This window comes from Streptomyces sp. NPDC034086, from assembly GCF_055575515.1.
On the sequence record NZ_JBVISM010000006.1, the window covers coordinates 55,115 to 82,004 of the forward strand.

21 protein-coding genes, 1 pseudogene and 1 riboswitch are annotated in these 26,890 nt (G+C 73.9%); of the genes and pseudogenes, 5 read left to right on the plus strand and 17 right to left on the minus strand.

Translation table 11 applies throughout. The features are described 5' to 3' along the window. Nucleotides 1–35: 35 nt before the first annotated feature. The 10 genes from ACZ514_RS16695 to ribD all read right to left on the minus strand — a co-directional run bounded on the left by ACZ514_RS16695 (nt 36) and on the right by ribD (nt 8,662). Nucleotides 36–1,076 carry a hemolysin family protein gene (locus ACZ514_RS16695; RefSeq protein ID WP_468168825.1) on the minus strand — a complete coding sequence of 347 codons (1,041 nt, stop codon included), beginning with the start codon at nt 1,074–1,076 and terminating at the stop codon, nt 36–38. Further along, nucleotides 1,073–2,440, minus strand: a complete 1,368-nt coding sequence (locus ACZ514_RS16700; RefSeq protein WP_468168828.1) for a hemolysin family protein — start codon at nt 2,438–2,440, stop codon at nt 1,073–1,075. Before ACZ514_RS16700 ends, ACZ514_RS16695 begins: the two co-directional genes overlap by 4 nt. Before the next feature lie 199 nt (nt 2,441–2,639). Beyond that, the gene (locus tag ACZ514_RS16705; RefSeq protein ID WP_468168831.1) at nt 2,640–3,104 is read right to left on the minus strand and encodes a PH domain-containing protein; all 465 of its coding nucleotides are present in this window, start codon (nt 3,102–3,104) and stop codon (nt 2,640–2,642) included. A 111-nt stretch (nt 3,105–3,215) separates the two neighbouring features. After that, entirely contained in the window at nt 3,216–4,064 is an 849-nt protein-coding gene (gene hisG, locus ACZ514_RS16710) for an ATP phosphoribosyltransferase (protein ID WP_468168834.1), read from the minus strand. A gap of 68 nt (nt 4,065–4,132) precedes the next feature. Further along, nucleotides 4,133–4,414 carry a phosphoribosyl-ATP diphosphatase gene (locus tag ACZ514_RS16715; RefSeq protein ID WP_388943709.1) on the minus strand — a complete coding sequence of 94 codons (282 nt, stop codon included), beginning with the start codon at nt 4,412–4,414 and terminating at the stop codon, nt 4,133–4,135. A gap of 58 nt (nt 4,415–4,472) precedes the next feature. After that, nucleotides 4,473–4,958: a 6,7-dimethyl-8-ribityllumazine synthase gene (gene ribH, locus ACZ514_RS16720; protein ID WP_007262951.1), complete on the minus strand. Its 486-nt coding sequence runs from the start codon at nt 4,956–4,958 to the stop codon at nt 4,473–4,475. A gap of 70 nt (nt 4,959–5,028) precedes the next feature. Next, on the minus strand, nt 5,029–6,327 hold the full coding sequence (locus ACZ514_RS16725) for a bifunctional 3,4-dihydroxy-2-butanone-4-phosphate synthase/GTP cyclohydrolase II (protein ID WP_468168837.1): 1,299 nt from the start codon (nt 6,325–6,327) through the stop codon (nt 5,029–5,031). After that, nucleotides 6,324–6,977, minus strand: coding sequence for a nicotinamide mononucleotide transporter family protein (locus tag ACZ514_RS16730; protein WP_468168840.1), 654 nt, complete (start codon nt 6,975–6,977; stop codon nt 6,324–6,326). Before ACZ514_RS16730 ends, ACZ514_RS16725 begins: the two co-directional genes overlap by 4 nt. Beyond that, nucleotides 6,974–7,597 carry a riboflavin synthase gene (locus ACZ514_RS16735; protein WP_469125038.1) on the minus strand — a complete coding sequence of 208 codons (624 nt, stop codon included), beginning with the start codon at nt 7,595–7,597 and terminating at the stop codon, nt 6,974–6,976. Before ACZ514_RS16735 ends, ACZ514_RS16730 begins: the two co-directional genes overlap by 4 nt. After that, entirely contained in the window at nt 7,598–8,662 is a 1,065-nt protein-coding gene (gene ribD, locus ACZ514_RS16740) for a bifunctional diaminohydroxyphosphoribosylaminopyrimidine deaminase/5-amino-6-(5-phosphoribosylamino)uracil reductase RibD (protein ID WP_469125116.1), read from the minus strand. Nucleotides 8,663–8,878: 216 nt separating this feature from the next. Next, a riboswitch (FMN riboswitch) is annotated at nt 8,879–9,008 on the minus strand. Nucleotides 9,009–9,308: 300 nt separating this feature from the next. Here ribD and ACZ514_RS16745 point away from each other — a divergent pair. After that, nucleotides 9,309–11,660, plus strand: coding sequence for a chitinase C-terminal domain-containing protein (locus ACZ514_RS16745; protein ID WP_468168849.1), 2,352 nt, complete (start codon nt 9,309–9,311; stop codon nt 11,658–11,660). A gap of 127 nt (nt 11,661–11,787) precedes the next feature. On the opposite strand, the gene ACZ514_RS16750 is transcribed toward ACZ514_RS16745, so the two are convergent. Continuing rightward, on the minus strand, nt 11,788–12,957 hold the full coding sequence (locus ACZ514_RS16750) for an ROK family transcriptional regulator (protein WP_469125039.1): 1,170 nt from the start codon (nt 12,955–12,957) through the stop codon (nt 11,788–11,790). A gap of 55 nt (nt 12,958–13,012) precedes the next feature. Between ACZ514_RS16750 and ACZ514_RS16755 the strand changes: the two genes are divergently transcribed. From ACZ514_RS16755 to ACZ514_RS16765, 3 genes and pseudogenes are all read left to right on the plus strand, one after another. Further along, on the plus strand, nt 13,013–14,227 hold the full coding sequence (locus ACZ514_RS16755) for an MFS transporter (protein ID WP_469125040.1): 1,215 nt from the start codon (nt 13,013–13,015) through the stop codon (nt 14,225–14,227). Nucleotides 14,228–14,308: 81 nt separating this feature from the next. Beyond that, nucleotides 14,309–15,697: a uracil-xanthine permease family protein gene (locus ACZ514_RS16760; RefSeq protein WP_468168858.1), complete on the plus strand. Its 1,389-nt coding sequence runs from the start codon at nt 14,309–14,311 to the stop codon at nt 15,695–15,697. A gap of 76 nt (nt 15,698–15,773) precedes the next feature. After that, nucleotides 15,774–16,406, plus strand: a pseudogene (locus ACZ514_RS16765) (DUF5995 family protein); the annotation flags it as partial. 134 nt (nt 16,407–16,540) lie between these two features. On the opposite strand, the gene ACZ514_RS16770 reads toward ACZ514_RS16765, so the two are convergent. Together ACZ514_RS16770 and ACZ514_RS16775 are read right to left on the minus strand one after the other, a co-directional pair. Next, entirely contained in the window at nt 16,541–18,238 is a 1,698-nt protein-coding gene (locus ACZ514_RS16770) for a flavin monoamine oxidase family protein (RefSeq protein WP_468168861.1), read from the minus strand. Nucleotides 18,239–18,298: 60 nt separating this feature from the next. Continuing rightward, nucleotides 18,299–19,099 carry a carbon-nitrogen hydrolase family protein gene (locus ACZ514_RS16775; RefSeq protein WP_468168864.1) on the minus strand — a complete coding sequence of 267 codons (801 nt, stop codon included), beginning with the start codon at nt 19,097–19,099 and terminating at the stop codon, nt 18,299–18,301. Between the two features lie 717 nt (nt 19,100–19,816). Between ACZ514_RS16775 and ACZ514_RS16780 the strand changes: the two genes are divergently transcribed. Then, the gene (locus ACZ514_RS16780) at nt 19,817–20,113 is read left to right on the plus strand and encodes a WhiB family transcriptional regulator (RefSeq protein WP_468168867.1); all 297 of its coding nucleotides are present in this window, start codon (nt 19,817–19,819) and stop codon (nt 20,111–20,113) included. On the opposite strand, the gene ACZ514_RS16785 is transcribed toward ACZ514_RS16780, so the two are convergent. The 4 genes from ACZ514_RS16785 to ACZ514_RS16800 form a co-directional block, all read right to left on the minus strand. Next, nucleotides 20,103–24,380: a hypothetical protein gene (locus ACZ514_RS16785; protein ID WP_469125041.1), complete on the minus strand. Its 4,278-nt coding sequence runs from the start codon at nt 24,378–24,380 to the stop codon at nt 20,103–20,105. The two genes, ACZ514_RS16780 and ACZ514_RS16785, sit on opposite strands and share 11 nt — an antisense overlap. A gap of 101 nt (nt 24,381–24,481) precedes the next feature. After that, nucleotides 24,482–24,724 (minus strand): hypothetical protein, encoded by a 243-nt coding sequence (locus ACZ514_RS16790; RefSeq protein WP_469125042.1) that lies wholly within the window; start codon nt 24,722–24,724, stop codon nt 24,482–24,484. Between the two features lie 47 nt (nt 24,725–24,771). Continuing rightward, on the minus strand, nt 24,772–25,227 hold the full coding sequence (locus tag ACZ514_RS16795; RefSeq protein ID WP_007262967.1) for an Lrp/AsnC family transcriptional regulator: 456 nt from the start codon (nt 25,225–25,227) through the stop codon (nt 24,772–24,774). Between the two features lie 10 nt (nt 25,228–25,237). Then, nucleotides 25,238–26,707 carry an amino acid transporter gene (locus ACZ514_RS16800; protein ID WP_468168873.1) on the minus strand — a complete coding sequence of 490 codons (1,470 nt, stop codon included), beginning with the start codon at nt 26,705–26,707 and terminating at the stop codon, nt 25,238–25,240. Nucleotides 26,708–26,890 lie beyond the last annotated feature (183 nt).

A 26,890-nucleotide genomic window follows, 5' to 3' on the forward strand; every position in this document is an offset into this window, starting at 1 on the left:
CCGGCGCGGCCCGCGTTCGGCCCGCGCCGGGGCGGTCAGACGCGGGCGTGCGGGCGGTGGGCCGGGTCGCGGACCTCGCCCACCAGCATCTCCAGGACGTCCTCCAGGGCCACCAGGCCCAGGATCCGGCCCGACGGGTCGGCCACCTGGGCCAGGTGGGTGGCGTCGCGTCGCATCACGCTGAGGGCGTCGTCCAGCGGGAGGGTGGAGCACAGCGTGGTCATCCGGCGCCACACCCGCTGCGGCACCGCCCGCTCGCGGTCCTCCAGGTCGAGGACGTCCTTGACGTGGAGGTACCCCATGAAGGCCCCGGTCTCGGAGCGGACCGGGAAGCGCGAGTAGCCGGTGCGCACCGTCAGCTGCTCGATCTGGCGGGGGGTGACGGCCGGGTCGACCGTGACGAGGCGGTCGCGTCTGAGCAGGACGTCGGTGACCGTGCGGCTGCCCAGCTCCAGGGCGTCTTCCAGGCGCTCCTGCTCGACCGGTTCGAGGAGCCCGGCCCGGCGGGAGTCCTTGAGGAGCCGGCCCAGCTGCGCGCTGGTGTAGACGGCCTCCACCTCGTCCTTCGGTTCGACCTTGAACAGCCGCAGGACGAGCGCCGCGCACGCACCGAGGGCCGTGGTGACGGGGCCGCACAGGCGCGCGAAGGCGACCAGTCCGGGGCTGAACCACAGGGAGGCCTTCTCGGGGGCGGCCATGGCGAGGTTCTTCGGGACCATCTCGCCGATGACCAGGTGCAGGAAGACCACCGCCGACAGGGCGACCGCGTAACCGAGGGGATGGATCAGCCCCTCGGGCACGTGCGCGGCGTGGAAGACCGGCTCCAGCAGCCGGGCGACCGTGGGCTCGGCGACCGCCCCGAGGGTGATCGAGCACAGGGTGATGCCGAACTGGGCGGCGGCCATCATGCGCGGCAGGTTCTCCAGGCCGTAGAGCACCTGGCGGGCCCGCTTGGACTCGCCGGCCAGGGGCTCGATCTGGCTGCGGCGTACGGAGACGAGCGCGAACTCGGCACCGACGAAGAAGCCGTTGGCCAGGACGAGGAGCAGGGCGAAGAGCAGCTGGAGCGCGTTCACCGGGCGGCACCTTCGAGCTGGGCGGCCGGCTGGGCGCTCGCGGGGGCCGGGACCGCCGTGAGGCGGACCAGCCGCACCCGCTCCGCGCGGTTGCGCCGGACCTGGCGTACGGACAGCCTCCAGCCGGGCAGCTCAGCGCGGTCGCCCGGGGCGGGGATGCGGCCGAGGAGGTCGGCGACGAGCCCGGCGACGGTCTCGTACGGCCCCTCGGGCACGTCGAGGCCTATCCGGCGCAGGGTGTGCACGCGGCAGCTGCCGTCGGCCTCCCAGGAGGGCCGGCCGTCGTCGGCGGGTACGGCGGCCAGCTCGGGGCTGTCGTCCTCGGCCAGGTCGTGCTCGTCGCGGACCTCTCCGACGAGTTCCTCCACGATGTCCTCCAGGGTGACCACGCCGGCGGTGCCACCGTACTCGTCGACGACCACGGCCATCGGCTGTTCGCTGCGCAGCCGCTCCAGCAGCGGCTGCACCGGCAGGGAGCCGGGAACCAGCAGCGGGGCGACGCAGATCCGGCCGACGGAGGTACGGGCGCGTTCGGACTCGGGCACGGCGAGGGCGTCCTTGAGGTGGACGACGCCGGTGACCTCGTCGATGCGCTCGCGGTAGACCGGGAAGCGGGACAGGCCCGTGGCGCGGGTCAGGTTCAGCACGTCGGCCGCGGTGGCCGTGTGCTGGAGGGCGCTGACCTTCACGCGGGGGGTCATGACGTGCTGGGCGGTGAGTTCGCCCAGCGAGAGGGTCCGTACGAAGAGGTCGGCGGTGTCCTGTTCGAGCGCGCCCGCCTGGGCCGAATGACGGACCAGGGAGACGAGTTCGCCGGGGGTGCGGGCGGAGGCCATCTCCTCGGCCGGCTCGACGCCCAGGGCCCGCACGAGGCGGTTGGCGACGGAGTTGAGGCCGGCGATGACGGGCCGGAACGCCCGGGAGAAGACCAGCTGCGGGCCGGCCACGAACCGGGCGACCTGGAGCGGCCGGGAGACCGCCCAGTTCTTCGGGACGAGCTCGCCGACGACCATCTGGACGGCGGAGGCGAGCAGCATGCCGATGAAGACGGCGACGCCGGAGACGGCGCCCGCGGGCAGGCCGGTGGCGGTGAGCGGCCCCGACAGCAGGGCGGCGAGGGCCGGTTCGGCGAGCATGCCGACGACGAGGGAGGTGATGGTGATGCCGAGCTGGGTGCCGGAGAGCTGGAAGGACAGCTCCCGCAGGGCTGCGACGACCGTGCGGGCACGGCGGTCGCCCTCGGCTGCGGCGCGCTCGGCCTCGGGCTTCTCGACGGTGACGAGGCCGAACTCGGCCGCCACGAAGAAACCGTTGGCGAGGATCAGTGCGAAAGCCGCCACGAGCAGCAGTAGCGGGATGGTCATGCCGCCGCCTCCGTGGGGAGGGCGGCGCGGGTACTACCGGACGGTCCGTCCATTGCTGGAGGGAGTCACTCCTCTGGTCGCAGGGGCCCACGGGCCACGGGGTCCCGGGGCGGTGGGAGGGCGCACGGGTGCGCCCCGCCACCAGGGTAGTCATTGAGATCGCCGCCGCAATGGGACGCAGCGGCGCGGCACGGCGGCGTCAGTGGCCGTTCGTGCCGGTTCCGCGGGTTTCGGCGAGGGCGCGCAGGGCGCGGGCGTCGGCGATGGCGCGGGCCCTGGCGATGCCGGGCTGGATGCCGAGGACGGGCAGGCTGGTGCCGTCGCTGAGGTCGAGGAAGACCCAGGGGTCGCCGGGGCGGAGGTTGACCCGCAGGATCTGCGCCCACGCCAGGCGGCGGGTGGTGGTGAGGTTCACCACGGTGACGCCGCTCTCGTCCGCGACCACCTTGGGACGGCTGAGCAGGACGAGGACGGAGCTCAGCAGGACGGCGGTGAGGACGAAGCTCATCCGCTCGCCCGGGCCGAGGTTCTCCAGGAGCAGGGCGATCGCCGTGATCGTGGCGAACATCGCCGCACCGACGCCCAGCAGCACCGCCCGGGTGCGGTTCGGCCGGAAGGTGACCGGCAGGGCGGGGGGTGCGGGCTGGGCGGCGGACTCGCTCATGGTGCGCTGGGCCTTCTGGACGGGGCGTGGTGCGGGAGGGAGGGCGCGGGGGGTGGTGCGCCGTGCGGCGCGCCGGGCCGGGTCCGCTGACGGACCCGGCCGGGCGGTCCGCTAGAGGCGGCAGGCGTGGATCGAGGTGGTGAGGATCGCCCGCGCGCCGAGTTCGTACAGGTCGTCCATGATCCGCTGGGCGTCCTTGGCGGGGACCATGGCGCGGACCGCGACCCAGCCCTCGTTGTGGAGCGGGGAGACCGTCGGGGATTCCAGGCCCGGGGTGAGGGCGACCGCGCGCTCGAGGTGTTCGGCGCGGCAGTCGTAGTCCATCATCACGTAGCTGCGGGCCACCAGGACGCCCTGGAGGCGGCGCAGGAACTGGGCGACCTTGGGGTCGTCGGCGGTGGCGCCGGTGCGGCGGATGACGGTCGCCTCGGACTTGAGGATGGGTTCGCCGATGACCTCGAGGCCGGCGTTGCGCAGGCTGGTGCCGGTTTCGACGACGTCGGCGATGACCTGCGCGACGCCGAGCTCGATGGCGGTCTCGACGGCGCCGTCCAGGTGGACGACGGAGGCGTCGATGCCCTGGTCGGCGAGGTGCTTGGCGACGATCCCCTCGTACGAGGTGGCGATCGTCATCCCGCCGAAGTCCTCGGGGCCCTTGGCGGTGCCGGGCTTGGTGGCGTACCGGAAGGTGGAGCGGCCGAAGTTCAGCGGCAGGATCTCCTCGGCGTTGGCGCCGGAGTCCAGCAGCAGGTCGCGGCCGGTGATGCCGATGTCCAGCTTGCCCGAGGCGACGTAGATCGCGATGTCCTTCGGGCGGAGGTAGAAGAACTCGACCTCGTTGTCGGGGTCGACCGTGACGAGTTCCTTGGACTCCTTGCGCTGGCGGTAGCCGGCCTCATGGAGCATCGCCGACGCCGGTCCGGAGAGTGAACCCTTGTTGGGGACGGCGATGCGCAGCATGGGCTTCCTTTGGTGCGTAGGTGCGAAAGTGTGGGCGGGGCGGGGGTCCCGGTGCGAAGGGCTCCGGCCTAAAGGTGCGCGTAGACGTCGTCGAGGGAGATCCCGCGCGCCACCATCATCACCTGGACGTGGTAGAGCAGCTGGGAGATCTCCTCCGCGGCGGCTTCCTTGCTCTCGTATTCGGCGGCCATCCAGACCTCGGCGGCCTCCTCGACGACCTTCTTGCCGATGGCATGGACGCCCTTGCCGACGAGTTCGGCGGTGCGGGAGGTGCTGGGGTCGCCGTTGGCGGCCTTGAGCTGGAGTTCACTGAAGAGCTCTTCGAAGCTCTTGGTGGGTGTGTTCGCCATGATGCCTTCAGGGTACGGGTTCACCCGGGGCCCCCGGTGCCGGGGTTCACTCCGTGGACTACCGCCAGGGTTCGCTGACGGTGCGCAGGGTCATGGCGGTGGAGACGGCGGCGGTGACCGCTTCGTGCCCCTTGTCCTCGTTCGACCCCTCGAGGCCGGCGCGGTCCAGCGCCTGCTCGTCGTTGTCGCAGGTCAGGACACCGAAGCCGACGGGGACCCCGGTGTCGATCGACACCTGCACCAGGCCCTGGGTGACGCCCTGGCAGACGTAGTCGAAGTGCGGGGTGCCGCCGCGGATGACCACGCCGAGGGCGACGATGGCATCGTATCCGCGGCCGGCCAGCACCTTCGCCACGACCGGGAGCTCGAAGCTGCCGGGGACGCGCAGCAGGGTGGGTTCGTCGATGCCCAGCTCGTGCAGGGCCCGAAGGGCGCCGTCGACCAGACCGTCCATGACCTTCTCGTGCCACTGGGCCGCGATCACGGCCACCCGGAGGTCTCCGCAGTTCTTCACGCTCAGTTCGGGTGCGCCCTTGCCGCTCACAGCTCTGCTCCTCGGTGTTTCGTTCCGCTGGGTGTACGAGTGGTGTGTCTGGGTGGTGCTGTCTGGGTGGCTACTGGTTGCCGCAGGCGGAGGTGTGCACGGCACCCTCCAGCCAGGGCAGGTCGTGGCCCATCCGGTCCCGCTTGGTGCGCAGGTACCGCAGGTTGTGCTCGCCGGCCTCGATGGGCATGGACTCCCGGCCGGAGACGGCGATGCCGTGGCGGACGAGGGCGGCCGACTTGTCGGGGTTGTTGGTCATGAGCCGGACGCTGCGGACGCCGAGGTCGGCGAGGATCTGGGCGCCGGCGCCGTAGTCGCGGGCGTCGGCGGGCAGGCCCAGTTCCAGGTTGGCGTCCAGGGTGTCGCGGCCGAGCTCCTGGAGCTCGTAGGCGCGCAGCTTGGACAGCAGTCCGATGCCGCGGCCCTCGTGGCCGCGGAGGTAGACGACCACGCCGCGGCCCTCCGCCTGGATGCGGGCCATGGCGGCCTGGAGCTGGGGGCCGCAGTCGCAGCGCTGGGACTGGAAGATGTCCCCGGTCAGGCATTCGGAGTGCATCCGGACGAGGACGCCCTCGCCGTCGCCGACCTCGCCGTGGACGAGGGCGACGTGCTCGACGCCGTCGGCGGTGGAGCGGTAGCCGTACGCCGTGAACTCGCCGGCGGCGGTCGGCAGGCTGACCTCGGCCTCGCGGCGCACGGTCGGCTCGGCGGAGCGGCGGTAGGCGATCAGGTCCTCGATGGAGATGATCGTCAGGCCGTGCTTGCGGGCGAAGGGGATCAGCTCGGGCAGCCGCAGCATGACGCCGTCCTCGCCGGCGATCTCCACGATGGCGCCGGCGGGGCGCAGGCCCGCGAGGCGGGCGAGGTCGACGGCGGCCTCGGTGTGGCCGTTGCGGACCAGTACCCCGCCGGCCTTGGCCCGCAGTGGGAAGACGTGGCCGGGACGGACGAAGTCGCCCGGCTGCGAGGTGCCGTTGGCCAGCAGGCGCAGGGTGGTGGCGCGGTCGGCGGCGGAGATCCCGGTGGTGACGCCGTGCTCGGCGCCGGCGTCGACGGAGACGGTGAAGGCGGTCTTCATCGACTCGGTGTTGTTCTGGACCATCTGCGGGAGCTCCAGGCGCTCCAGCTCGTCGCCCTCCATCGGCGCGCAGATCAGGCCGCGGCACTCGCTCATCATGAACGCGACGATCTCGGGCGTGGCCTTCTCGGCGGCGATCACGAGGTCGCCCTCGTTCTCGCGGTCCTCGTCGTCGACGACGACCACGGGGCGGCCGGCGGCGATGTCGCGGATGGCCTGCTCGACGGGGTCGAGGAGGAAGGTCTCCTCCGGGGAGGCCGGGTCCGGCACGGACTTGAGGATGGTGGTCATGCCGTTGCTCCTTCGAGGGCCGTGGCGGGGGTGGTGCGCGAGCGCTGGTACCAGTCGTGGGCGCCCCACAGGACGAGCGCGAAGTAGACGACGTAGACGAGGCCGGAGAAGGCCAGGCCGCTGTTGAAGGCGAGGGGGACGCCGACGAGGTCGACGAGGAGCCAGGCGAACCAGAACTCGACGAGGCCGCGGGCTTGGGCCACCATCGCCACGATCGTGCCGACGAAGATGTAGGCGTCGGCCCACGGGCTCCACGACAGGTTCGGGTAGAGGGTGAACAGGCCGCCCACGGCGAGGGTGCCGGCGGCCGCTCCGGCGAGGAGCAGTCCGCGTTCCCGCCAGGTGGCGGTGCGCACGGCGATGGAACCGTCCTGAGCCTTCTGCCGGCCGAGCTGCCAGGCGCGCCAGCCCCAGACGGCGACGGTGATCACCAGGAGCTGCTTGCCGACCCCGCCGGCGAGGTGGGCGGAGGCGTAGGCGGCGACCAGGATCAGACCGGAGAGGAGCTGGGCGGGCCAGGTCCACAGGGAGCGGCGCCAGCCGAGGGCGAGCGCGGCCAGGCCCATCAGGTTGCCGATCATGTCGGACCAGATGACCTTCTGGCCGAAGACCTCGAAGGCCTGGGCGTTGAGCCAGGACAGGGCGGTCACTGCTCCGTCTCCTTCGCGTGGAGGGGGTTCACGCCGGCGGACAGCAGGCGCTCGACGTACTTGGCGAGGACGTCGACCTCGAGGTTGACCGGGTCGCCGCTCTGCTTGATGCCGAGGGTGGTCAGCGCGAGGGTGGTGGGGATGAGGCTGATGGTGAAGTAGTCGGTGGCGGCCTCGACCACGGTGAGGCTGACGCCGTCCACAGTGATAGAGCCCTTCTCTACGACGTACCTTGCGAGGTTCTCCGGCAGCGCGACCTTGACGATCTCCCAGTGCTCGGAGGGCGTGCGGGAGACGATCCGGCCGGTGCCGTCGACGTGCCCCTGCACGAGGTGGCCGCCGAGCCGCCCGCCGAGGGCCATGGGGCGCTCCAGGTTGACCCGGGAGCCGGCGGTCAGGGCACCGAGGCTGGACCGGTTGAGGGTCTCCTGCATGACGTCGGCGGTGAACTCCCCGTCCGCGGTGTCCACCACGGTCAGGCAGACGCCGTTGACGGCGATCGAGTCGCCGTGCTTGGCGCCTTCGGTCACGACGGGGCCGCGCAGGCGGAAGCGGGAGGCCTCGGCGAGCTGCTCGACGGCGGTGACCTCGCCCAGTTCTTCGACGATTCCGGTGAACACTCAGTGCTCCTTGGGGGCGTTGGCGGGAACGGCGGTGATGCGCAGATCGGTGCCGGTGCGGACGGCCTCGGTGATCTCGAGGCGGACCGCGTGGGCGATGTTCGTGATGCCGGTGCCGGCGAGGGCGGCGGGGCCGGCGCCGAGGAGGGCGGGGGCGATGTAGCCGACGACGCGGTCCACGGCCCCGGCCTCGAGGAAGGCTCCGGCGAGGGCGGGGCCGCCTTCGAGGAGGACGGAGCGCACTCCGCGCCCGTACAGCCGCTCCAGGAGTTCGGGGACGGCGACGCGGCCGTCGTGCAGGGGCAGCCGGAGCACGTCGGCGCCGGGCAGGTGCGAGGTGTCGGCGTCCTCGCCGGTGACGATCAGGGTGGGGCCGGCGTCGTCGAGGACGCGGGCGGTCGGCGGGAGGCCGGCGCGGGTGTCCACGGCGACGCGCAGCGGCTGGACGGCCCCCTCGATGCCGCGTACGGCCAGGTGCGGGTCGTCGGCGCGCAGGGTGCCGCCGCCGACGAGGACGGCGTCGGCCTCGGCGCGCAGCCGGTGGACGTCGGCGCGGGACTCGGGGGAGGTGATCCAGCGGCTGCTGCCGTCCTCGGCGGCGCTGCGGCCGTCGAGGGTGGCGGCGTATTTCCAGGTGACGTGCGGGCGGCCCAGCCGTACGGCGGTGAGCCAGGCGGCGTTGCCCCGCTCGGCCTCGTCGGCGAGGAACCCGGCCTCGGTGGTGATCCCGGCGGCGCGCAGGGCGGCTCCGCCCCCGCTGGCCTGCGGGTTCGGGTCGGGGACGGCGTAGACCACGCGGGCGACGCCGGCCTCGATGAGGGCCTGGGCGCAGGGGCCGGTCCGGCCGGTGTGGTTGCAGGGCTCGAGGGTGACGTAGGCGGTGCCGCCGCGGGCGGCCGGTCCCGCCGCGCGCAGGGCGTGGACCTCGGCGTGGGGGCCGCCGGCCCGCTCGTGCCAGCCTTCGCCGACCACGGAGCCGGCGGGGTCGGTGATGACGCAGCCGACGACGGGGTTCGGGCTGGTGGAACCGAGTCCGCGGGAGGCCAGCTCGATGGCCCGGCGCATCGCGGTGACGCTCGGGTCGGGTGCTGCCTGCGCGGCGTGTGTCGCCACCGGGGTCCTCCTGCCTCATCGGGCACGGACTCCGGGGCCTGTCGGGATACGACAGATGAAGCGGGTGGCACGCGGGGACGCCGGGGCCGGGGAATCGGTCCGTCCGGCAGGTATCCGCTGGGGATACGCCGATGGACCGCCGACGGCGGCGTACCGGTGACTGGCCCGCCGCGCACTGCCTCCCATCCGGACTTTAACCGTCGGTCCAGGAATTTCACCTGGTCAACCGGCCGCTGGATGCGGACGGGTCGCGGACTATACCGCCGGTTCGGAATTACACCGACCCCGGAGTGCGCTGCTACTGGTACTAGGGCCAGTGTGCCACGGGCGCTCGGCGGCCATGCGGGCGAGGCGCTGTGGCCTGACTCACAAGCGAGCCGTCCTCGAGCGCGGCGTTCCGGTACCGGCGGTGTCCGGATCCCGCCCCTCGGCGCTTTGGTCCAGACCTATTGACGGGTTGGTCTAGTCCTCTTAACGTTCCCTTCATCTTCCCCGGGAGCCGGCCTGTCGACGTGCGCACGTCACGGGCCAACCAGCGCCACCTTCCTGCCTGTTGCCGCACGTTGGCCCCGCCACCCTCCCCTCCCCAGGAGGCACCATGCTGTCCCCCACACGTACGAGAGCGATGCTGCTGGCATCCGGCGCGGTGATCGCCGGTCTGCTGGCCGGCGGGCTCTCGGCCGGCGTCTCCCACGCCGCCGACAACGAGAGCTGCCGCCCGGACGGGCTGTACAAGACCACCGGCGTCGACGTTCCGTACTGCTCGGTCTACGACTCCGAAGGCCGCGAGAAGATGGGCGCCGACCACCAGCGCCGCGTCATCGGTTACTTCACCGGCTGGCGCACCGGCAAGGACGGCAGCCCCGCCTACCTCGTCAACAACGTCCCGTGGTCCAAGGTCACCCACCTGAACTACGCCTTCGCCCACGTGGGCGCCGACAACAGGCTCTCGGTCGGCGCCGACAACGCGAACAACGCCGCCACCGGGATGACCTGGCCGGGCGTCGCGGGCGCCGAGATGGACCCGGCCCTCCCCTACAAGGGCCACTTCAACCTGCTGAACAAGTTCAAGAAGCAGTACCCGAACGTCAAGACCCTCGTCTCGGTCGGCGGCTGGGCCGAGACCGGCGGCTACTTCGGCGACGACGGGAACCGGGTCGCCTCCGGCGGGTTCTACTCGATGGCCACCCACGCCGACGGCTCCGTCAACACGGCCGGCATCGAGACCTTCGCCGACTCCTCCGTCGAGTTCATCCGGAAGTACGGGTTCAACGGCGTCGACATCGACTACGAGTACCCGACCACGATGAAGGACGCGGGCAACCCGCTGGACTGGCAGCTGTCCAACGCCCGCCGCGCCGGCCTGGTCAAGGGCTACGACGTCCTCATGAGGACCCTGCGCGAGAAGCTCGACCGCGCGGGCGCCGCCGACGGCAAGCACTACCTGCTGTCCGTCGCCGCCCCCTCCTCCGGCTACCTGCTGCGGGGCATGGAGACGTTCCAGATGCAGAAGTACCTGGACTACGTCAACATCATGTCCTACGACCTGCACGGCGCGTGGAACGAGTACGTCGGCCCCAACGCCTCCCTCTTCGACGACGGCAAGGACGCCGAACTGGCCGCCGCGGGCGTCTACTCCACCTCCCAGTACGGCGGCGTCGGCTACCTCAACACCGACTGGGCCTACCACTACTTCCGCGGTTCGATGCCGTCGGGCCGGATCAACATCGGCCTGCCGTACTACACGCGCGGCTTCAAGAACGTGCAGGGCGGCACGGACGGCCTGTGGGGCAAGGCCCCGGCCACCAGCTGCCCGGCGGGCGCCGGCCTGACCAAGTGCGGTGACGGCGCGGTCGGCATCGACAACCTGTGGCACGACAAGGACACCAACGGGGCCGAGTCCCCGGCGGGCTCCAACCCGATGTGGCACGCCAAGAACCTGGAGAAGGGCGTCGTCGGCGACTACGTCACCACGTACGGCTTCCCCGCCAACACCACCCTGACCGGCAGCTACGTCCGCAAGTACGACTCCACCCTGGTGGCGCCGTGGCTGTGGAACGCCCAGAAGAAGGTCTTCCTGTCGACGGAGGACGAGCAGTCGGTGGCGGCCAAGGCCGACTACGTGATCGACAAGGGCATCGGCGGCACGATGGTCTGGGAGCTGGCCGGCGACTACGCCTACAACGCGGCCAAGGGCCAGTACGAGATGGGCGACACGCTCACCTCCCTGATGTACGACAAGTTCCGCACGGCCACCCCGTACGGCGCGAGGAAGGCGGGCGCGGCGCTGCCCGCGCAGGCCGTGGACATCAAGGCGGAGTTCACCGAGTTCAAGCTGGGCGACTCCAACTACCCGATCACCCCCAAGCTCAAGATCACCAACAACACGAGGACGACGCTGCCCGGCGGCACCGAGTTCCAGTTCGACTACGGCACCTCGGCCCCGGCCAACGCCTCGGACCAGTCCGGCTTCGGCACCAAGGTGATCGCCACCGGCCACAGCGGCAACAACGTCGGCGGCCTCAAGGGCGACTTCCAGCGGGTCTCCCTGAAGCTCCCGGCCTGGCAGACGCTGGCCCCGGGCGCCTCGGTCGACCTCGCGTTCAACTACTACCTGCCGGTGTCCACGCCCTCCAACTGGACGGTGAACATCTCCGGCACCACCTACGCCCTCGCCGGTGACCTGGCGCGCGGCACCACGACGGCGGAGCCCGGCGGCACCCAGCCGCCGACCACTCCCCCGACCACCCCGCCCACCACTCCCCCCACCACCCCGCCGACCACCCCGGGGACCTGCACCAGCCCGGCGTACGTCGCGGGCACGGTCTACAACTCCGGCAGCGTGGTCTCGCACAAGGGCCACACCTGGAAGGCCCAGTGGTGGACGCAGAACGAGGAGCCCGGCACCACCGGCCAGTGGGGCGTCTGGAAGGACCAGGGCGCCTGCTGACCCTTCCGGCACGGTGAACACGAGGACCCGGTGGCCCGGCGGCCACCGGGTCCTCCCGCGTACGGCGGCTCCCGCGCGGCCCGTCACGTTCCGGCGGGCCGTTCGCCGGGCGCGGGCCGCGCGTCGCTCAGCCTCCGAACAGGTCGTCCTGCGCGGCCTCCCGCGCGGCGAGGCGGGCGCCCTCCAGGACGGCCGGGCCGCCGAGGGCGGTGGCGCGGACCGCCGTCGGGACGGGGGTCAGGGCGGCCAGGCGGTGCTCGACGCGGGCGGCGAGACCGGGGCCGCCCGCCCGGCCGAGCTCCCCGCCGAGGACCACGCAGCCGGGGTCCAGGACCGCGGCGACGGCCGCCGCCCCCAGGGAGAGCCGCTCGGCGAGGGCGTCCAGGAAGGCCTCCCCGGCCGCGCCGGCGACGGCCTCCTCCACGGGCCCCGGGAAACCGTGCTCCGCCGCCAGGGCGGCCACCGCCGCGCTTCCGGCCAGCGAGTGGAAGCCGCCGCCGCAGTCGGTGGCGGAGGGCAGCCCGGCGGTACCGGGCACCGGGAGGAAGCCGATCTCCCCGGCCCCGCCGGAGGCGCCCCGGCGCAGCCGCCCGTCCAGGACGACGGCGGCGCCGACGCCCGCGCCGAGCCACAGCAGGACGAAGGAGTCCAGGCCGGTGGCCGCGCCGACGCGCTGTTCGGCGAGGGCCGCCAGATTGGTCTCGTTCTCCACCACCACCCGGGCCGGCAGGCTCCGCTGGAGGGCTGCGACGAGGTCCCGGTGCCAGGCGGGCAGCCCCCCGGTGTCGCGCAGGACGCCGCTCGCCGGGGCGACCAGTCCGGGGGCGCCGACGACCACGGTGTGCAGCTGCCGTGCCCCGGCCTCCCGGGCCAGCTCCTCCAGGCGGGCCACGGCCTCGCCGACCGCGTCGACCGGCAGCGCCGCCCGCGCCAGCGGGTGCCCGAGGAGATCGGTGACCACGGCGGTCGCGCTGTCGGTCCGTACGTCCAGGGCGGCCAGGTGGGCCCGGCCCGCGACGATCCCGTACAGGCGGGCGTTGGGACCGCGCCGCTGCGCGCCGGATTCCCCCACGACCTCGATCAGCCCGGCCGCGCCGAGCCGTTCGACCAGGTCGGCGACGGAGGGCCGGGACAGGCCGGTCAGCCGCTTGAGCTGGGCCGCCGTCAGGGGACCCCGCTCCTGGAGGAGCTCCAGGGCGAGGCGGTCGTTGATGGCCCGGGCCGTGCGCGGGGAGGCGGGGGACGGCACGGCCGTCGCGTCGGGGGTCAGCACCTTGGCAGGGGTCACGGCGCCCATCCTAGGGATGCGGGCCCACTCACTATCAGGCAGGCTCCCTGATAGTTTATGCGGCATGACCGGGGAACCCGACCTCAGCCCCGCGCGGCTGCGCCGCGCCCGCCACGCCATCGCCGCCGTCTTCTGCGTGCACGGCGCCGTGACCGGCTCCTTCGCCACCCGCGTCCCCTGGATCCAGGAGCACGCCGGGCTGAGCGCGGGAACGCTGGGCCTGGCGCTCGCCTTCCCCGCCCTGGGCGCGGCGCTCGCGATGCCGCTGGCCGGGCGGATCAGCCACCGCTTCGGTGCCCGCCCCGCCCTGCGCGTCCTGCTGGCCCTGTGGACCCTGTCGCTGGTCCTGCCGGCCCTGGCGCCGGACCTGTGGACCCTGGGCGGCGCTCTCTTCGTGTACGGGGCCGCCTCCGGCATGTCGGACGTGGCGATGAACGCCCTCGGCGTGGAGACGGAGAACCGGCTCGGCCGCTCGGTCATGTCCTCGCTGCACGGCATGTGGAGCGTGGGGGCGCTGCTGGGTTCGGCCGCCGGTACGGCCGCCGCCCACGCGGGGGCCGGCGCCCGGGCCCACCACCTGGTGGCGGCGCTGGCCCTGACCGCCACCGGGCTGCTCGCCGTACGGGGCGTGCTCGACCTGCGCGCCGGGCACGAGGAGGAGGCCCCGCCGCGCTTCGCCCTGCCGCCGAGGGCCGCCCTGCTGATCGGCGGGGTGGGCTTCTGCGCGGTCTTCGCCGAGGGCGCGAGCCTGGACTGGTCGGCCGTGTACCTGCGGGACGTGCTGGGCGCGGCGGCGGGTCCGGCCGCCGCCTCCACCACCGCCTTCGCGCTGACCATGGCGCTGGCCCGGCTGGCCGGGGACCGGGTGGTCGACCGCTTCGGGGCGGTGCGCACGGTGCGGGCGGGCGGGGCGCTGGCGGTCGCGGGCGGGCTGCTCGTGGTCGGCGTCCGGCATCCGGCGGCGGCGATGGCGGGCTTCGCGCTGATCGGGCTCGGCATCGCGGTGGTGGTGCCGCTGGCCTTCGCCGCGGCGGCGCGCAGCGGCCCGGCCCCGGCGCAGGCCATCGCCGGGGTGGCGACGATCACCTACACCTCGGGGCTGATCGCGCCGTCGGCGATCGGCGCCGTGGCGGACGCGAGCTCGCTGGTGGTCTCGTTCGGGCTGGTGACCCTGCTGGCGTGCGCGCTGACCGCGGGGGCGGGCGCCCTGGACGGCCGGCGGGCGGCGGGAGCGGCCGGGTCCGCCAATCGGGACGAACCAGCCCCTATCCGGCCGTAATATATGCGCTGGCCCGCTGCGGTGACCGTACGGCAGGCGGCCAGGATCCTTGATCGGCCGACGGAACGGAAGTGGTGGGACATGGGCTTCGGCGTGGGCTGGACCCTGCACGGAGACGGGCGGACGCCCGCTCCCGGCGCGGTGGTGCGGCCGGAGGAGCGGCTGTCGTGGCCGCGCACCGCCGGGCTCGGCGCCCAGCACGTCGTCGCGATGTTCGGCGCGAGCTTCGTCGCTCCGGTCCTCATGGGCCTGGACCCGAACCTGGCGATCATGATGTCGGGCGTCGCGACGGTGGTCTTCCTGCTCGCGACCCGCGGCCGGGTCCCCTCCTACCTGGGCTGCTCGCTCTCCTTCGTGGGCGTGGCCGCCGCGATCCGGGCGGGCGGCGGCGACAGCGCCGTGGTCACCGGCGCGGTCTTCGTCGTCGGCGCGGCACTGTTCCTCGCGGGTCTGGCCGTCCAGCGGTTCGGGGCCGGGGTCATCCACGCGGCGATGCCGCCGGTGGTGACGGGCGCGGTCGTGATGCTCATCGGCTTCAACCTGGCGCCGGTCACGGCTGCGACGTACTGGCCCCAGGACCAGTGGACGGCCCTGCTGACCATGCTGTTCACCGGGCTCGCGGTGGTGTGCCTGCGCGGGTTCTGGTCGCGGGTCGCGATCTTCCTCGGCCTGGTCTTCGGGTACGCCGTCTCCTGGCTCTTCGACCTCGCCTTCGGGAAGATCCACTCCACGGTGGGCGGACCCGAGGCCGTGGACCACTGGCGGCTCGACCTCTCCGGCGTGGCCAGGGCCGACTGGATCGGGCTGCCGTCCTTCCACGCCCCGGCCTTCGACTGGTCGGCCGTCCTGATCGCACTGCCCGTGGTGATCGCGCTGATCGCCGAGAACGCCGGCCACATCAAGGCCGTCGGCGAGATGACCGGCGACCCGCTCGACGACAAGCTCGGCACCGCCATCGCCGCCGACGGCGCGGCGTCCATGCTGTCCACGGCGGTGGGCGGCCCGCCGAACACCACGTACTCCGAGAACATCGGGGTCATGGCGGCCACCCGCGTCTACTCCACGGCGGCCTACTGGGCGGCGGCCGGCTTCGCCCTGCTCTTCGGCCTGTGCCCGAAGTTCGGGGCCGTGGTGGCCGCGATCCCCGGCGGGGTGCTGGGCGGCATCACCGTGATCCTGTACGGCATGATCGGCCTGCTCGGCGCGCAGATCTGGCACAGCGGCCGGGTGGACCTGCGCAATCCGCTGAACCTGGTCCCGGCCGCGGCCGGCATCATCATCGGCGTCGGCGGGGTCGAGCTGCACTTCACCGACAGCTTCGAACTGGGCGGCATCGCGCTCGGCACCCTCGTGGTCATCACCGGCTACCACGCGCTGCGCTGCTTCGCCCCCGCGCACCTCAAGGAGCAGGAGCCCCTGCTCGACTCCGGGACCTCCGACTACGACGCCCGGTCGGACAAGCGGGGTTGACGGGTCTTCGCCCGAACCGGCGAAGCGCACGGCCAAGTTCCCCGCGCGGGCCGTTCCGGCTGGGACGCTGCCTGACATGGAAGCGGTACTCGCGCGGATGCGCGCCCTGGACGAGCGGCTCCCCGCGCAGGACGGTGTGGCCGTCTTCAACCGCGTCTACCTGACCGTGACGGACACCCTGTACCGGCGGATCGGGCAGGGGGAGTTCCCGGCGCCCCGCCGGGCCGAGACGCTGGCCGTCCGGTTCGCGGAGCGGTACCTGGCGGCGGTGGAGTCGGACCGGGCCCCGGCCTGCTGGCGCCCGCTGCTCCAGTACCGCCGCCACCCGGGGGTGCGCCCCCTCCAGCACGCGCTGGCCGGGATCAACGCCCACATCGGGCACGACCTGGCGCTGGCGGTGGTGTCCACGTGCCGCGCGCTGGACTGCCCGCCCTCGGCCCTCGAGGCCGACTTCCACCAGGTCGGGGACACCCTGGTCGCCCTGGAGGAACGCATCCGGGAGGACCTGATGCCCGGCCCGGACCTGCTGGAGGTCGCCGACCCGCTCACCCACCTGCTGGGCTCCTGGAGCCTGGAGCGGGCCCGCGCGGGCGCCTGGGCCTCGGCCCGTCTGCTGTGGACCCTGCGGCGCTCCCCCGATCTGGCGGAGGAGTTCGAGGAGTCCCTCGACGCCGGTGTGGGGCTGGTGGGCCGCTGTCTGCTGACCCCGACGGGATGCCCGGCCCCGGGCCGGCCCGGGCCCCGGCGCGTCCCGCACCCGTACGGCGCGCCGGGGCATGAGGACGGGCCGCCGCCGCGTGCCGTGTACGCGGGGGCGGCCCGTGGCCTTGGGTCCCGGGGCGGTCAGTCCTCGGGGAGCTCGACCGGGGCGATCTCGTCGTAGACGTCGCCCGGGCCCGGGTTGGCGGCGTCCGTGGAGCCGCCGAGGTGGTGCATGACGCCCCAGACCGCGTTCAGGGCGGTCTGGACGGCGCCCTCGGCCCAGCCGGCCGTCCAGGAGATGTCGTCGCCCGCGAGGAAGATGCCGCGCTTGTCCTCGGGGAGGCGGTCCTGCATGAAGTGGGTGAACAGGCGCCGCTGGTAGCGGTAGTGGCCGGGCAGGTTCGCCTTGAACGCGCCCATGAAGTAGGGCTCGTTCTCCCAGGACACGGTCACCGGGTTGCCGATGATGTGGCGGCGGATGTCGACCTTGGGGTAGATCTCGCCGAGGGACTTCAGCATGACCTCCATCCGCTCGTTCGCGGACAGCGGCAGCCACTTCAGGCTGTCGTCGCACCAGGTGTAGGACAGGCAGATCACGGCCGGCTGGTCCGGGCCGTTGTCCAGCAGGTAGGTGCCGCGGGTCATGCGGTCCGTGAGCGTCATCGACATGACGTCGCGGCCGGTCTCCTCGTCCTTGTCCAGCCAGAACGGCCGGTCGACGGGGATGAACAGCTTCGAGCTCTCCATGTAGTGGGTGCGCTCGATCGCCGTCCAGTGGTCGATCGGGAAGAGCGTGTCGTCGCACTCGATCTTCGAGAGCAGCATCCACGACTGGGCCGTGAAGATCGCGGCGCGGTAGGTGCGTATGTCGCCGGAGGCGTCGGTGACGGTGATGCGGTTGCCGGCCGTGCGGTGCAGGCGGGTCACCGCCGGGCGCGGGGTGCCGTCGTGCAGGGAGGACAGGGAGGTGCCCTGGGCCCAGTGCAGGATCTTCTCGGGCTCGCGCTCCCACAGGCGCAGCGGCAGCTGCTGCGAGCCGCCGACGATGCCGCGGTGGTGGTCGTCGGCCTCGGTGTAGACGACGCGCAGGATCTCGAGGATGGAGTTCGGGAAGTCGGTGTCCCAGCCGCCGGTGCCGAAGCCGACCTGGCCGAAGATCTCGCGCTTGCGGAAGGACTGGAAGGCCTCGGACTTGCAGAGGAAGCCGTAGAAGGTCTCGTCGTCGAGCTTCTCGACCAGCTTCGCCCAGATCTCGCGGATGCGCGGGACGTCCCGCTCGCGCATCGCGGTGTTCATGTCGGAGAAGTCGGCGCCCTCGTCGAGGCAGGCGTTCCACGCGGCGGCGACGTCGCGGTAGACCTGCGGGAGGTCGGCGATGGTCTCGGCGTAGTGGGTCTCGCCCTTGAGGTCCACGACCGTGGAGGGGGTGGCCTCGGCCAGCGGGTTCGGGAAGGGCTGGGTGTGCAGGCCCACGAGGTCGATGTAGTGCTGGAGCGCGGTGGAGGACGGCGGGAAGCGCATGGCGCCCATCTCCGCGGTCAGGCCCTCGGTGCCGGCGCCCTCGAAGCCGACGGTCCGCAGGCGGCCGCCGATCTGGTCGGCCTCGTACACGACGGGCTTGAGGCCCATCTTCATCAGCTCGTAGGCGGAGATGATGCCGGACAGACCGCCGCCGATGACGGCGACCTCGGTGCCGTGCTCGGTCGCCGGTACCTGGCCCAGGCCCGCCGGGTGGGCGAGGAAGTCGTCGTAGGCGTACGGGAAGTCCGGCCCGAACATGGTGATCGGCGGCTGGCCGTCGCTGTGCGGAACGGCGGTGGTGGGCACCGTGGACGTCATGGGGGCACGTCTCCTTGCGGCAGGGCGGGCGGGGCGGGAGGGCGGGGGGAGCGGGAGGGCCTAGGCGAGGGAGGCGTAGAGCCCGGGGCGGCGGTCGCGCAGGTACGGGTTGGTCTCGCGCGAGGCCTTCAGGAACTCGGGGTCGACCTCCCCAAACACCGTTTCCTCGCCGCGGCCCGCCCGGGTGCGGGTGACCCCGTCGGGGCCGGCCAGGCAGCTGAGGCCGACGAACTCGAACTCGCCCTCGGGGCCGGTCCGGTTGACGTACGCGATGTACATCTGGTTCTCGAAGGCCCGTACGGGGACCAGCTGCTCGGCGACGAACTGGAAGGGGTGCATCTGCGCGGTCGGGACCAGGAGGAGGTCGGTCCCGGCGAGCGCGTGCGCCCGTACGTTCTCGGGGAACTCCACGTCGTAGCAGATCATGACGCCGACGCGGAGGCCGTTCAGGTCCGCCTGCACGACGGGGGTGTCGCCGGGGGTGAAGGCCTCCTGCTCGAAGCAGCCGAACAGGTGGGTCTTGCGGTAGTTCGCCAGCCGGACGCCGTCGGGGCCGATCAGCTGCGCCGAGTTGTAGACGGCGTCGCCGTCCCGCTCCGGGTAGCCGTACAGGACGGCGATCCCGTGGCGGCGGGCGATGCCCGCGATGGCGTGGGCGGACTCGCCGTCGGCCGGTTCGGCGTACCCCGGCACCTCCTGGACGTCCAGCGCGTAGCCGGTCAGGAACATCTCCGAGGTCACGAGGAGCCCGGCCCCGCCCTGTGCGGCGCGCGCCGCGGCCTCGTCGAGCCGCTTCAGGTTCTCGGCGGTGTCGCCGAGCCGTCCGGAGCTCTGGAGGAGTGCGGTGCGCAGCGGGGGCATGGGCGTACCTCTGTGACAGGTGGGGTGGGGGTCGTAAAACGGTACGTTCGCACGTTCGATCCGGACAAGCCGTGAGCGTTGCGCTGGGCGCATCGATTCGTTGCGCTTTCGGCCCGATGTACGGAGATTCGTTGCGCGGGCGCGCGGGAGGGGGCCCGGAGGCCCGGTCGGGGCGGTGCGGAGCTCATGATCACCGGGAGAGCGGGAGGGCGGACGGGCCCCGGGGCGCGACCGCGACGGGCGCTCCGTGGCAGCGGCCGGCGGCCGGGGGTGGGGCGCGGCTCCGGCGGCCGGGTGGCCCGGGGCGGAGGCGGCCCGGGGCGGGGGTGGCCGGGGCGGAGGCGGCCCGGGGCGGAGGCGGCCCGGGGCGGAGGCGGCCCGGGGCGGAGGCGGTGCCCGGCCCCGCCGGGCCGACGTCGGCGGGCCCCGCCCCGGCCCGGGCGGGCCCGTCCTCGCCGGCCGCGGGCTCCCCGGGCAGGAGACGATCATCCGTAACACGCTTTAACACGGGGTTCATTGAGTCCCGCCCGAGGTGCCCGTAGCGTCGGCGGGACGGGAGCGCGGACGGCGCGAGGACGGCCGTGGCGATGAACACGCAGCAGATCAGCGGTCGTCCGGACCGCCGCCGCGCTCCCGCTTCCCGCCGGTGCGGCGGTCGCGGGTTTCAGTGGGCTCCGAGCGGTCAGACGCGGGGCGAGGCCATTGGAAGGAGCCACCATGACCGACCTCTCACGTCTGCCCGGCGCCGCCCTCCACCACTGGCAGTGGCAGTCCCGGGCCGCCTGCCGGGCGCTGGGGCCCAGCCGGTTCTACCACCCCGCCGGTGAGCGCGGCGAGGAACGCGAGGACCGCGACCGCGCGGCGAAGGAGGTCTGCGCCCGCTGCCCGGTCCGCGCCGCCTGCCTGGAGCACGCGCTGCGCACCCGCGAGCCCTTCGGCGTCTGGGGCGGGCTGACCGAGGAGGAGCGCCGCGCGCTGACCGGCCCCGCCGCGCAGCGCCCCGTCACCGTGTGAGCCGCCCTCCGGCGGCCGCCGCCCAGGCCCGTGCGAACAGCTCGTGCGGGGGCAGCGGCGCGAGCAGGCGCAGCAGCGGGGCGTGGAGCGTCGTACCCGAGGCCGACGCCAGGTGCGCGGCCAGCTTGGTGTGCTCCACCGGGAGGTGCGGGGCCTTGAGCTCCGTCCACCGGTCCGGGACGAACAGGGTGCGCCCCGCGCGGGGCCGTTTCCCGCTCTCCACGGCGCCGCACGCCGCCAGCTCCGCCTGGGCGGCCTTGTGCCGTGCCGCCGTCCAGCCGTTCCAGCGGCGGACGGCGCGGTCCGTGGGGCGGGCCAGCGCCAGCAGCTGGAGGCAGAGGGCGGCGGCGTCGGGCCCGACCCCGAGGGATCCGGCCGCCTCCGCGACGAGTTCGGGCGCGCTGAGGGCCGGATCGGCCTCGTAGCGGCCCTCGGGGACCGGTGTGTCCGCGGCGCGGGCCGCCAGCCGGGCGAGGCCGTCGAAGAGGTCCCGGTGCCGTCGCAGGACGGTCAACAGGTGCCCCTCCCGCACGGTGGCGGCCAGCCGCTCGGCCCGGGCCGCCCGCCGCGGGTCGGCGAGGGCGGCCGGCCGCAGGAAGCTGTCGCCGCCGGGCACGGCCACCACGAACACCCCGTCGTCCAGGAGGGCGCGGGGCCCGGCCGCCCCCTCCGCCGGCGGCCTCGGGCAGGGCAGCACGGTTCCCGCGTACGGGGTGAACTCCGGGTCGGTCAGGGCGATGCCGGCCAGCTCGCCGAAGAAGCCCCCGAGGGGGACGAGGGCGCCGGGGTGCTCAAGCTGGGCCCGCAGCCGCCCGTACAGGGCCAGGGCGCCCCGGGCGGCCGGGTCCCCGACGGGCCGCTCGGTCAGGGCCCAGGCGATCACGGACGCGGCCTCCTGGTGCGCGGGGCGCCCGGCGTCGATCCACTCCCCGGCGGTACCGTCCGGCCCGGCGTGGTGCAGGTGGACCCCGCCGGTCCGGGTGCCGGCGAGCACCAGGCCGTCCTCGCCGAAGGAGGCCCCGGCGGGGGCCCGTCCGGCGGGCAGGGCGCGGGCCCAGGCCGGGGGCAGGCCAAGCTCGGCCTCCAGGGAGGCGGCGAGTTCCTCGTCCACGTACTCCTCGGCGCCCAGGAGCCCGGTCCAGACGCCGGCCATCCGCTGGGCGGCCCGGAGCGTCCCGTCCGGCTCCCACAGCTCGGCCGGGTCCGCGGGGACGCCGGCGGCGAGGACCGCGCGCCGGCCCGCGTCGCCGAGGCGGCGGCAGAGGGCGTCGTACTCCTCGGCGAGGGTCCGGCCGGCCTTGAACGGGGCGGAGGCCAGCAGCGCGAGGTGCGCGCGGTGGTCCTCCCGGCCCGGGAACCCGGCGAGGACCAGGCCCGCCACCGGGACCCGGACGCCGGTCAGCCGCGCGAAGGCCTCCCGGGCGGCGGGCGTCACCGCCAGCGGGCCGCGCCCGGCGAGCAGGTCCAGCAGGCGGGGCAGGCGTACGGAGTCGTCGTGCCCGACGGTGGCGGTCACGGGGTCCCGGGCGTCCTCGGGGGCGGGGTCCGCGGCCCGCTGGAGGAACGGGGCCAGGCCGTCGCGTGCGGCTCCGGAGGCCACGGTGTACCCGGCGGCCCGGAGGGCCGCCAGCGCCGGCTCCCCGGCCCGGCCGGTACGCCAGGTGCCGCCCGCCTCGGCGAAGGGCTGCCCGCTCCAGGTCTCCAGCAGCGCGGCCAGTGCCGTCCGCTCCTCGTCGGGGGTGGTCGCGACGGCGGCCCGCCAGGCGACGGCGCCGATCCCGCCGACGAGCGGCTCCCAGACCCCGGGGGCGGCGGGCCGGGCCAGGACGCGGGCCTCGTCGCCGATCTCACCGCGCAGGTGGCGCCCGTCGGCGGCGACGGCGGTGAGCAGCGCGGGCCGGGGGGCGGGCCCGGGTTCGTCGTAGCGGCGGGGGCGGTGCGGGACGAGGAGGTGGAGGGCGGGGACAAGTACGGAGTCGGGCACGTCGGCACACGGGGAGACGACCGGATCGGCCCGCATCACGGCGACCCGCCGGGCCAGCTCGCGCAGGCGCCGCAGGACGTCGGCGGCGAGCAGGGCGGCCCGCCCCGCACCGGCGGCGACGCGCGGTTCGAGCCCGCCGGGCAGGGCGGGGGCCGGGTCCCCGGCGACGGCGGCGTCGAGCAGGGCCCGTACGGCGGTGTCGTCCAGGGCGCGCAGGGCGGCGGAGGAGGCCTCGCAGCGCGGGGTGAGGAAGTGCCAGAAGGCGGGCGGCGGGACGGGGCCGGCGGCTTCGCCGAAGCCGGGGGTGCGGCGCCGGCCCGAGCCGGGGAAGCCGTGCACCTGCCACAGCAGGGAGTTGTCCCCGGCGGCGTGGCAGCGGATGGACTCCTGGCCGACGAGCACGGCGTCCTCGCCACCCTGCGGCATGCGCAGGACGGCCCAGGGTTTGCGGCCCGGGCGCCGGCTGCGGTAGGAGGCGCGGCGGCCGTCGACGCCCTCCAGCAGGAACTCGGTGGGCGAGGGACCCGGGTAGGGGGTGCGGTTGAGGACCCGGAAGCCGGTGAGGCGGCCGTCCTGGCCGAGCGGGGACGCGGGGGCGCCGGCGGGCAGGGCGGCGAGGGTCTGGCAGGAGGGCTCGAAGCGTTCCGTGCCGGGCGGGAGCCCGTCCCGGGCGTGGAAGTCCGGGAGCGCGGCGTCCGGTCCGGGTTCGCCCGTGTGCGGGTCGACGCGGGTGAAGGCCTCCCGGCGGCCGCCGAGGCCGCCGGTGCTCCAGTGGTGGCGGCCGTCGGTCATCTGGAAGTCGTAGGAGCCGATGCCCTCCCGGCCGCCGGGGCGCAGGACGGTGCCGCCCTCGTGGCGTCCGCCGCCGTCCGGGGTCGCGAAGTGGTAGCCGAGGCCGCCCTGGATCATGCCGCCGTAGCGGCGCAGGCCGAGCTTCTGCCCGGGTTCGAAGACGTCGTCGGGGCGGTCGGTCCAGAAGGCGAGTTCGCCGAAGGTGCCCTTGGGCTTGCCGGTCCAGGCGACGAGGTACCGTCCGCCGACGTAGTGCACGGTGAGCGCGCTCGCGTCCCCGGGCGTCCGGAACGAGCAGGAGGCGCGCGGTCCCGCGTGGTCGACGGTGACGGCCCGGTCGGGGCCGTAGACGGTCAGGAGGGGCCAGGTGCAGGTCACTCCGGTGACGGCGGCGGGGCCGCCGAGGCCGGCGACGGCCTCCTCGAGGGCGGGCCAGCCGTATTCCTCGGGGAGTCCGGCGCGCAGGGCGCGGCCGAGCGGGCCGGTCAGGTCGAGTGCGGCGAGGGCCTCGTCGATGCCGTCCAGGGCGCGGGCGGTGGGCCGGTCGAGGAGGGTGCGCAGCTCGTCGACGGCTTCGTCGGCGGCCGCGAGGCCGCCGCCGCGCAGGGCGCCGAGGAGGTTCTCGACCCGGCCGTGCACCTCGGCGGCGATGCCCGCGTTGTGCGGGAGGCGGCTGATGGCGGTGCCGGAGCCGCGCAGCCCGGCGTGGACGGTGCCCTCGAGGCGCGGCCCGAAGACCGGGTGGGCCGCGAGGGTCTTGAGGTCGCGCCGGGAACGGCCGCCCCAGAACACCAGCTCGACGGCGACGCCGGGGTCCTCGACGGCGATGCCCTCGGCGAGGCAGGCGTCGAGGAGGTCGGCGTCCAGCCCCCGGTAGCGGTAGCGGTCCTCGTGCAGCCGCAGCGGAACCCCGGAGGCGCGCAGCCTGGGGGCGAAGAGGGCGAGCAGGTCGAACAGCTCGGCGGGCATGGGCTGGCGCATGACCCCGCTGCCGCTGCGGCCGTGGGCGTAGCGGCCCGCGTACCGGGAGAACCAGCCGGTGAGGCCGTCCTCGGGGACGATCCGCCCGGCGGCGGCGGCCTCGGCGGCGCCGCAGCCGAGGAGCAGGCGCAGCCAGGAGGAGGCGTCGCCGCGGCTCTCGGGGAACAGGTCGAGGAGCAGGGCGGCGGCGTCCGGCGCCGGGGGGTGGGCGGTCAGCAGGGGCGTGGCGGCGTCCAGCAGCCGGTCGGGGATCTCCTTGCCCCGGGCGGCGGCGAGCACGAGGCCCAGGACGCGGGCCGCCTCGGCGGTGTCCAGGCCGGCGGCGCGGGCCGAGAGCCGGACGCGGCGGGCCAGGTCGGCGGGGGGCTGCCCGGGCGAGGCGGCCCAGGCGCGCAGGACCCGTACGTACTCCTCGTGCGCGGGGCCCGGTTCCAGGGCTCCGGCCAGCCAGGCCTGGTGGGCGCCGAGCGCGGCGGCGGGCAGGGATCCGGCGCGGGCGAACAGCAGCACGTTGGCGCGGTGCCAGTCGGGGTCGACGGGGAGGCGGTGGGTGTCCTCGGCCGTGCGGGCCAGGGCGTAGGCGCGGGCGGCGGAGCGCGGGTGCCAGACGGTCAGCCGGTGCCCGACGGTGTCCGCCAGAACCAGGGGAGGTGGGCCGGCTCCAGGTCCCGTACCCGCCGTTCGAGGCCGTCGACGAACCGTCCGGGCTTCTCGTGGGCGCGGTGGATCGTCCGCCCGACCTCGTCGAGCAGCGCGGCGGCCGCCGGGCCGGCGCCCGGGTCGTGGGCCATGGCCCAGTCGGCGTAGACGGTCGAGGTGCGCGGGTCGGCCGGCGCCGGGATCTGGATCTTCATGTGCCGGATCCTGGCACGGGCCCGTGACGGTCCCGCCGACGGCCCGGTCAGGCGGGTGCGCCCGAGGTGAAGCGGCGCAGCAGGGGGGAGAGGACGAGTACGGACTTCGTGCGCTCCACGAAGGGCTCGCCCGCGATGCGCTCCAGGACGCGCTCGAAATGCCTCATGTCGGAGGCGAAGACCTGGACGAGGGCGTCCGCGTCGCCGGTGACGGTCGACGCGGACACCACCTCGGGGTACCGCTCCAGCCCTCGCCGGATGTCGTCCGGCGAGGTGTTGTGGCGGCAGTAGATCTCGATGAAGCCCTCGGTCTCCCAGCCCATCGCGGCGGGGTCCACGCGGACGGTGAAGCCGGTGATGGCGCCTTCGGCCCGCAGCCGGTCCACGCGCCGTTTCACGGCCGGGGCCGAGAGCCCGACCTCGGAACCGATGTCCGCGTACGAGCGGCGGGCGTCCTCGGCAAGGGCGTGCACGATGCGTTCGTCGAGATCGTTCAGTCGCACTGCGGGCGGATCACTTCTCTGCTGTGGCCACTTCTTCGATGGCCAGTCGGGAGCGGCGGATGCCGTACAGGAAGTAGAACACGAGGCCCGCGACCATCCAGCCACCGAAGACCATCCACGTGGCCATATCGAGGCTGAACATCATGAAGCCGCAGGCGAGGAAGCCCAGGACGGGGGTGACGGGGAAGAGCGCCACCTTGAAGGAGCGCGGCATGTCCGGGCGCTTGACGCGCAGGATGATGACGGCCACGTTGACGAGGCCGAAGGCGAAGAGGGTGCCGATGCTGGTGGCGTCGGCGAGCTTGCCCAGCGGGATGAAGGCCGCGAGGACGCCGCAGAACAGGGAGACGATCACCACGTTGGCGCGGGGGGCGCCGGTCTTCTCGTCGACCTTGGCGAAGACCTTGGGGACGAGGCCGTCGCGGGACATCGCGAAGAGGATGCGGGTCTGGCCGTAGAGCACGGCGAAGACGACGGAGAAGATCGCGACGACGGCGCCGGCGGCGAGGACGACGCCCCAGACGCTGGTGCCGGTGACGTCGGTCATGATCTGCGCGAGCGCGGCCTCGGTGCCTTCGAAGTCCTGCCAGGGCATGGCGCCGACGGCGACGAAGGCGACGAGGACGTAGAGGACGGTGACGATGGCCAGCGAGAGCATGATCGCGCGCGGCAGGTCCTTCTTCGGGTCCTTGGCCTCCTCACCGGCGGTGGAGGCGGCGTCGAAGCCGATGTAGGAGAAGAAGAGGGTGGAGGCGCCGGCGGCGATGCCGGTCATGCCCAGCGGGGCGAGCGGGGTGTAGTTGCCGGCCTTGATGCCCATGACGCCGATGCCGATGAAGAGCAGCAGGGTGACGATCTTCACCCCGACCATGATCGAGTTGACGGTGGCGCTCTCCTTGGCGCCGCGCATCAGGAAGACCATGGAGAGCAGGACGACGACCAGCGCCGGCAGGTTGATGAGGCCGCCCTCGCCCAGCGGGGCCGAGACCGATTCGGGGATGGTGACGCCTATGGTGCCGTCGAGGAACTCGTTGAGGTACTGGCCCCAGCCGACGGCGACGGCCGCGACGGAGACGGCGTACTCGAGGACCAGGCACCAGCCGCAGATCCAGGCGACGAGCTCGCCCATGGTGGCGTACGAGTAGGAGTACGAGGAGCCGGAGACCGGGACGGAGCCGGCCAGCTCCGCGTAGGACAGGGCCGAGAACAGGGCGGTCAGGCCCGCGATCACGAAGGAGATCGTCACGGCGGGTCCGGCCTTGGGGGCGGCGGTGCCGAGGACGACGAAGATGCCGGTGCCCAGGGTGGCGCCGATGCTGATCATCGTGAGCTGCCACATGGTGAGCGAGCGGCGCAGCGTGCCGCCCTCGCCCTGACCGCCCTCGGCGACGAGTCGCTCGACGGGCTTGCGGCGCAGCAGCGGGTTCACGGGCTTGCGCGTCTCCGGGGAGAGCGGGGGTGCCTGGCCCTGGTCGAGCACGGGGGACTCCTTTGACACTGCGGATGGGGACGGGTCGGGCGTCGACCGCAGCGGTCCGGAGCAGTTGACAGACGGGCAGGGCCCGTCTGGGCATGGGGGGACCGCCGAGCAGGCGGTCTGCGCCACTCCACGTACAGGGGGTGAGCCTACGAGCTGAGTGATACCGCCCGTAATGCACCATCC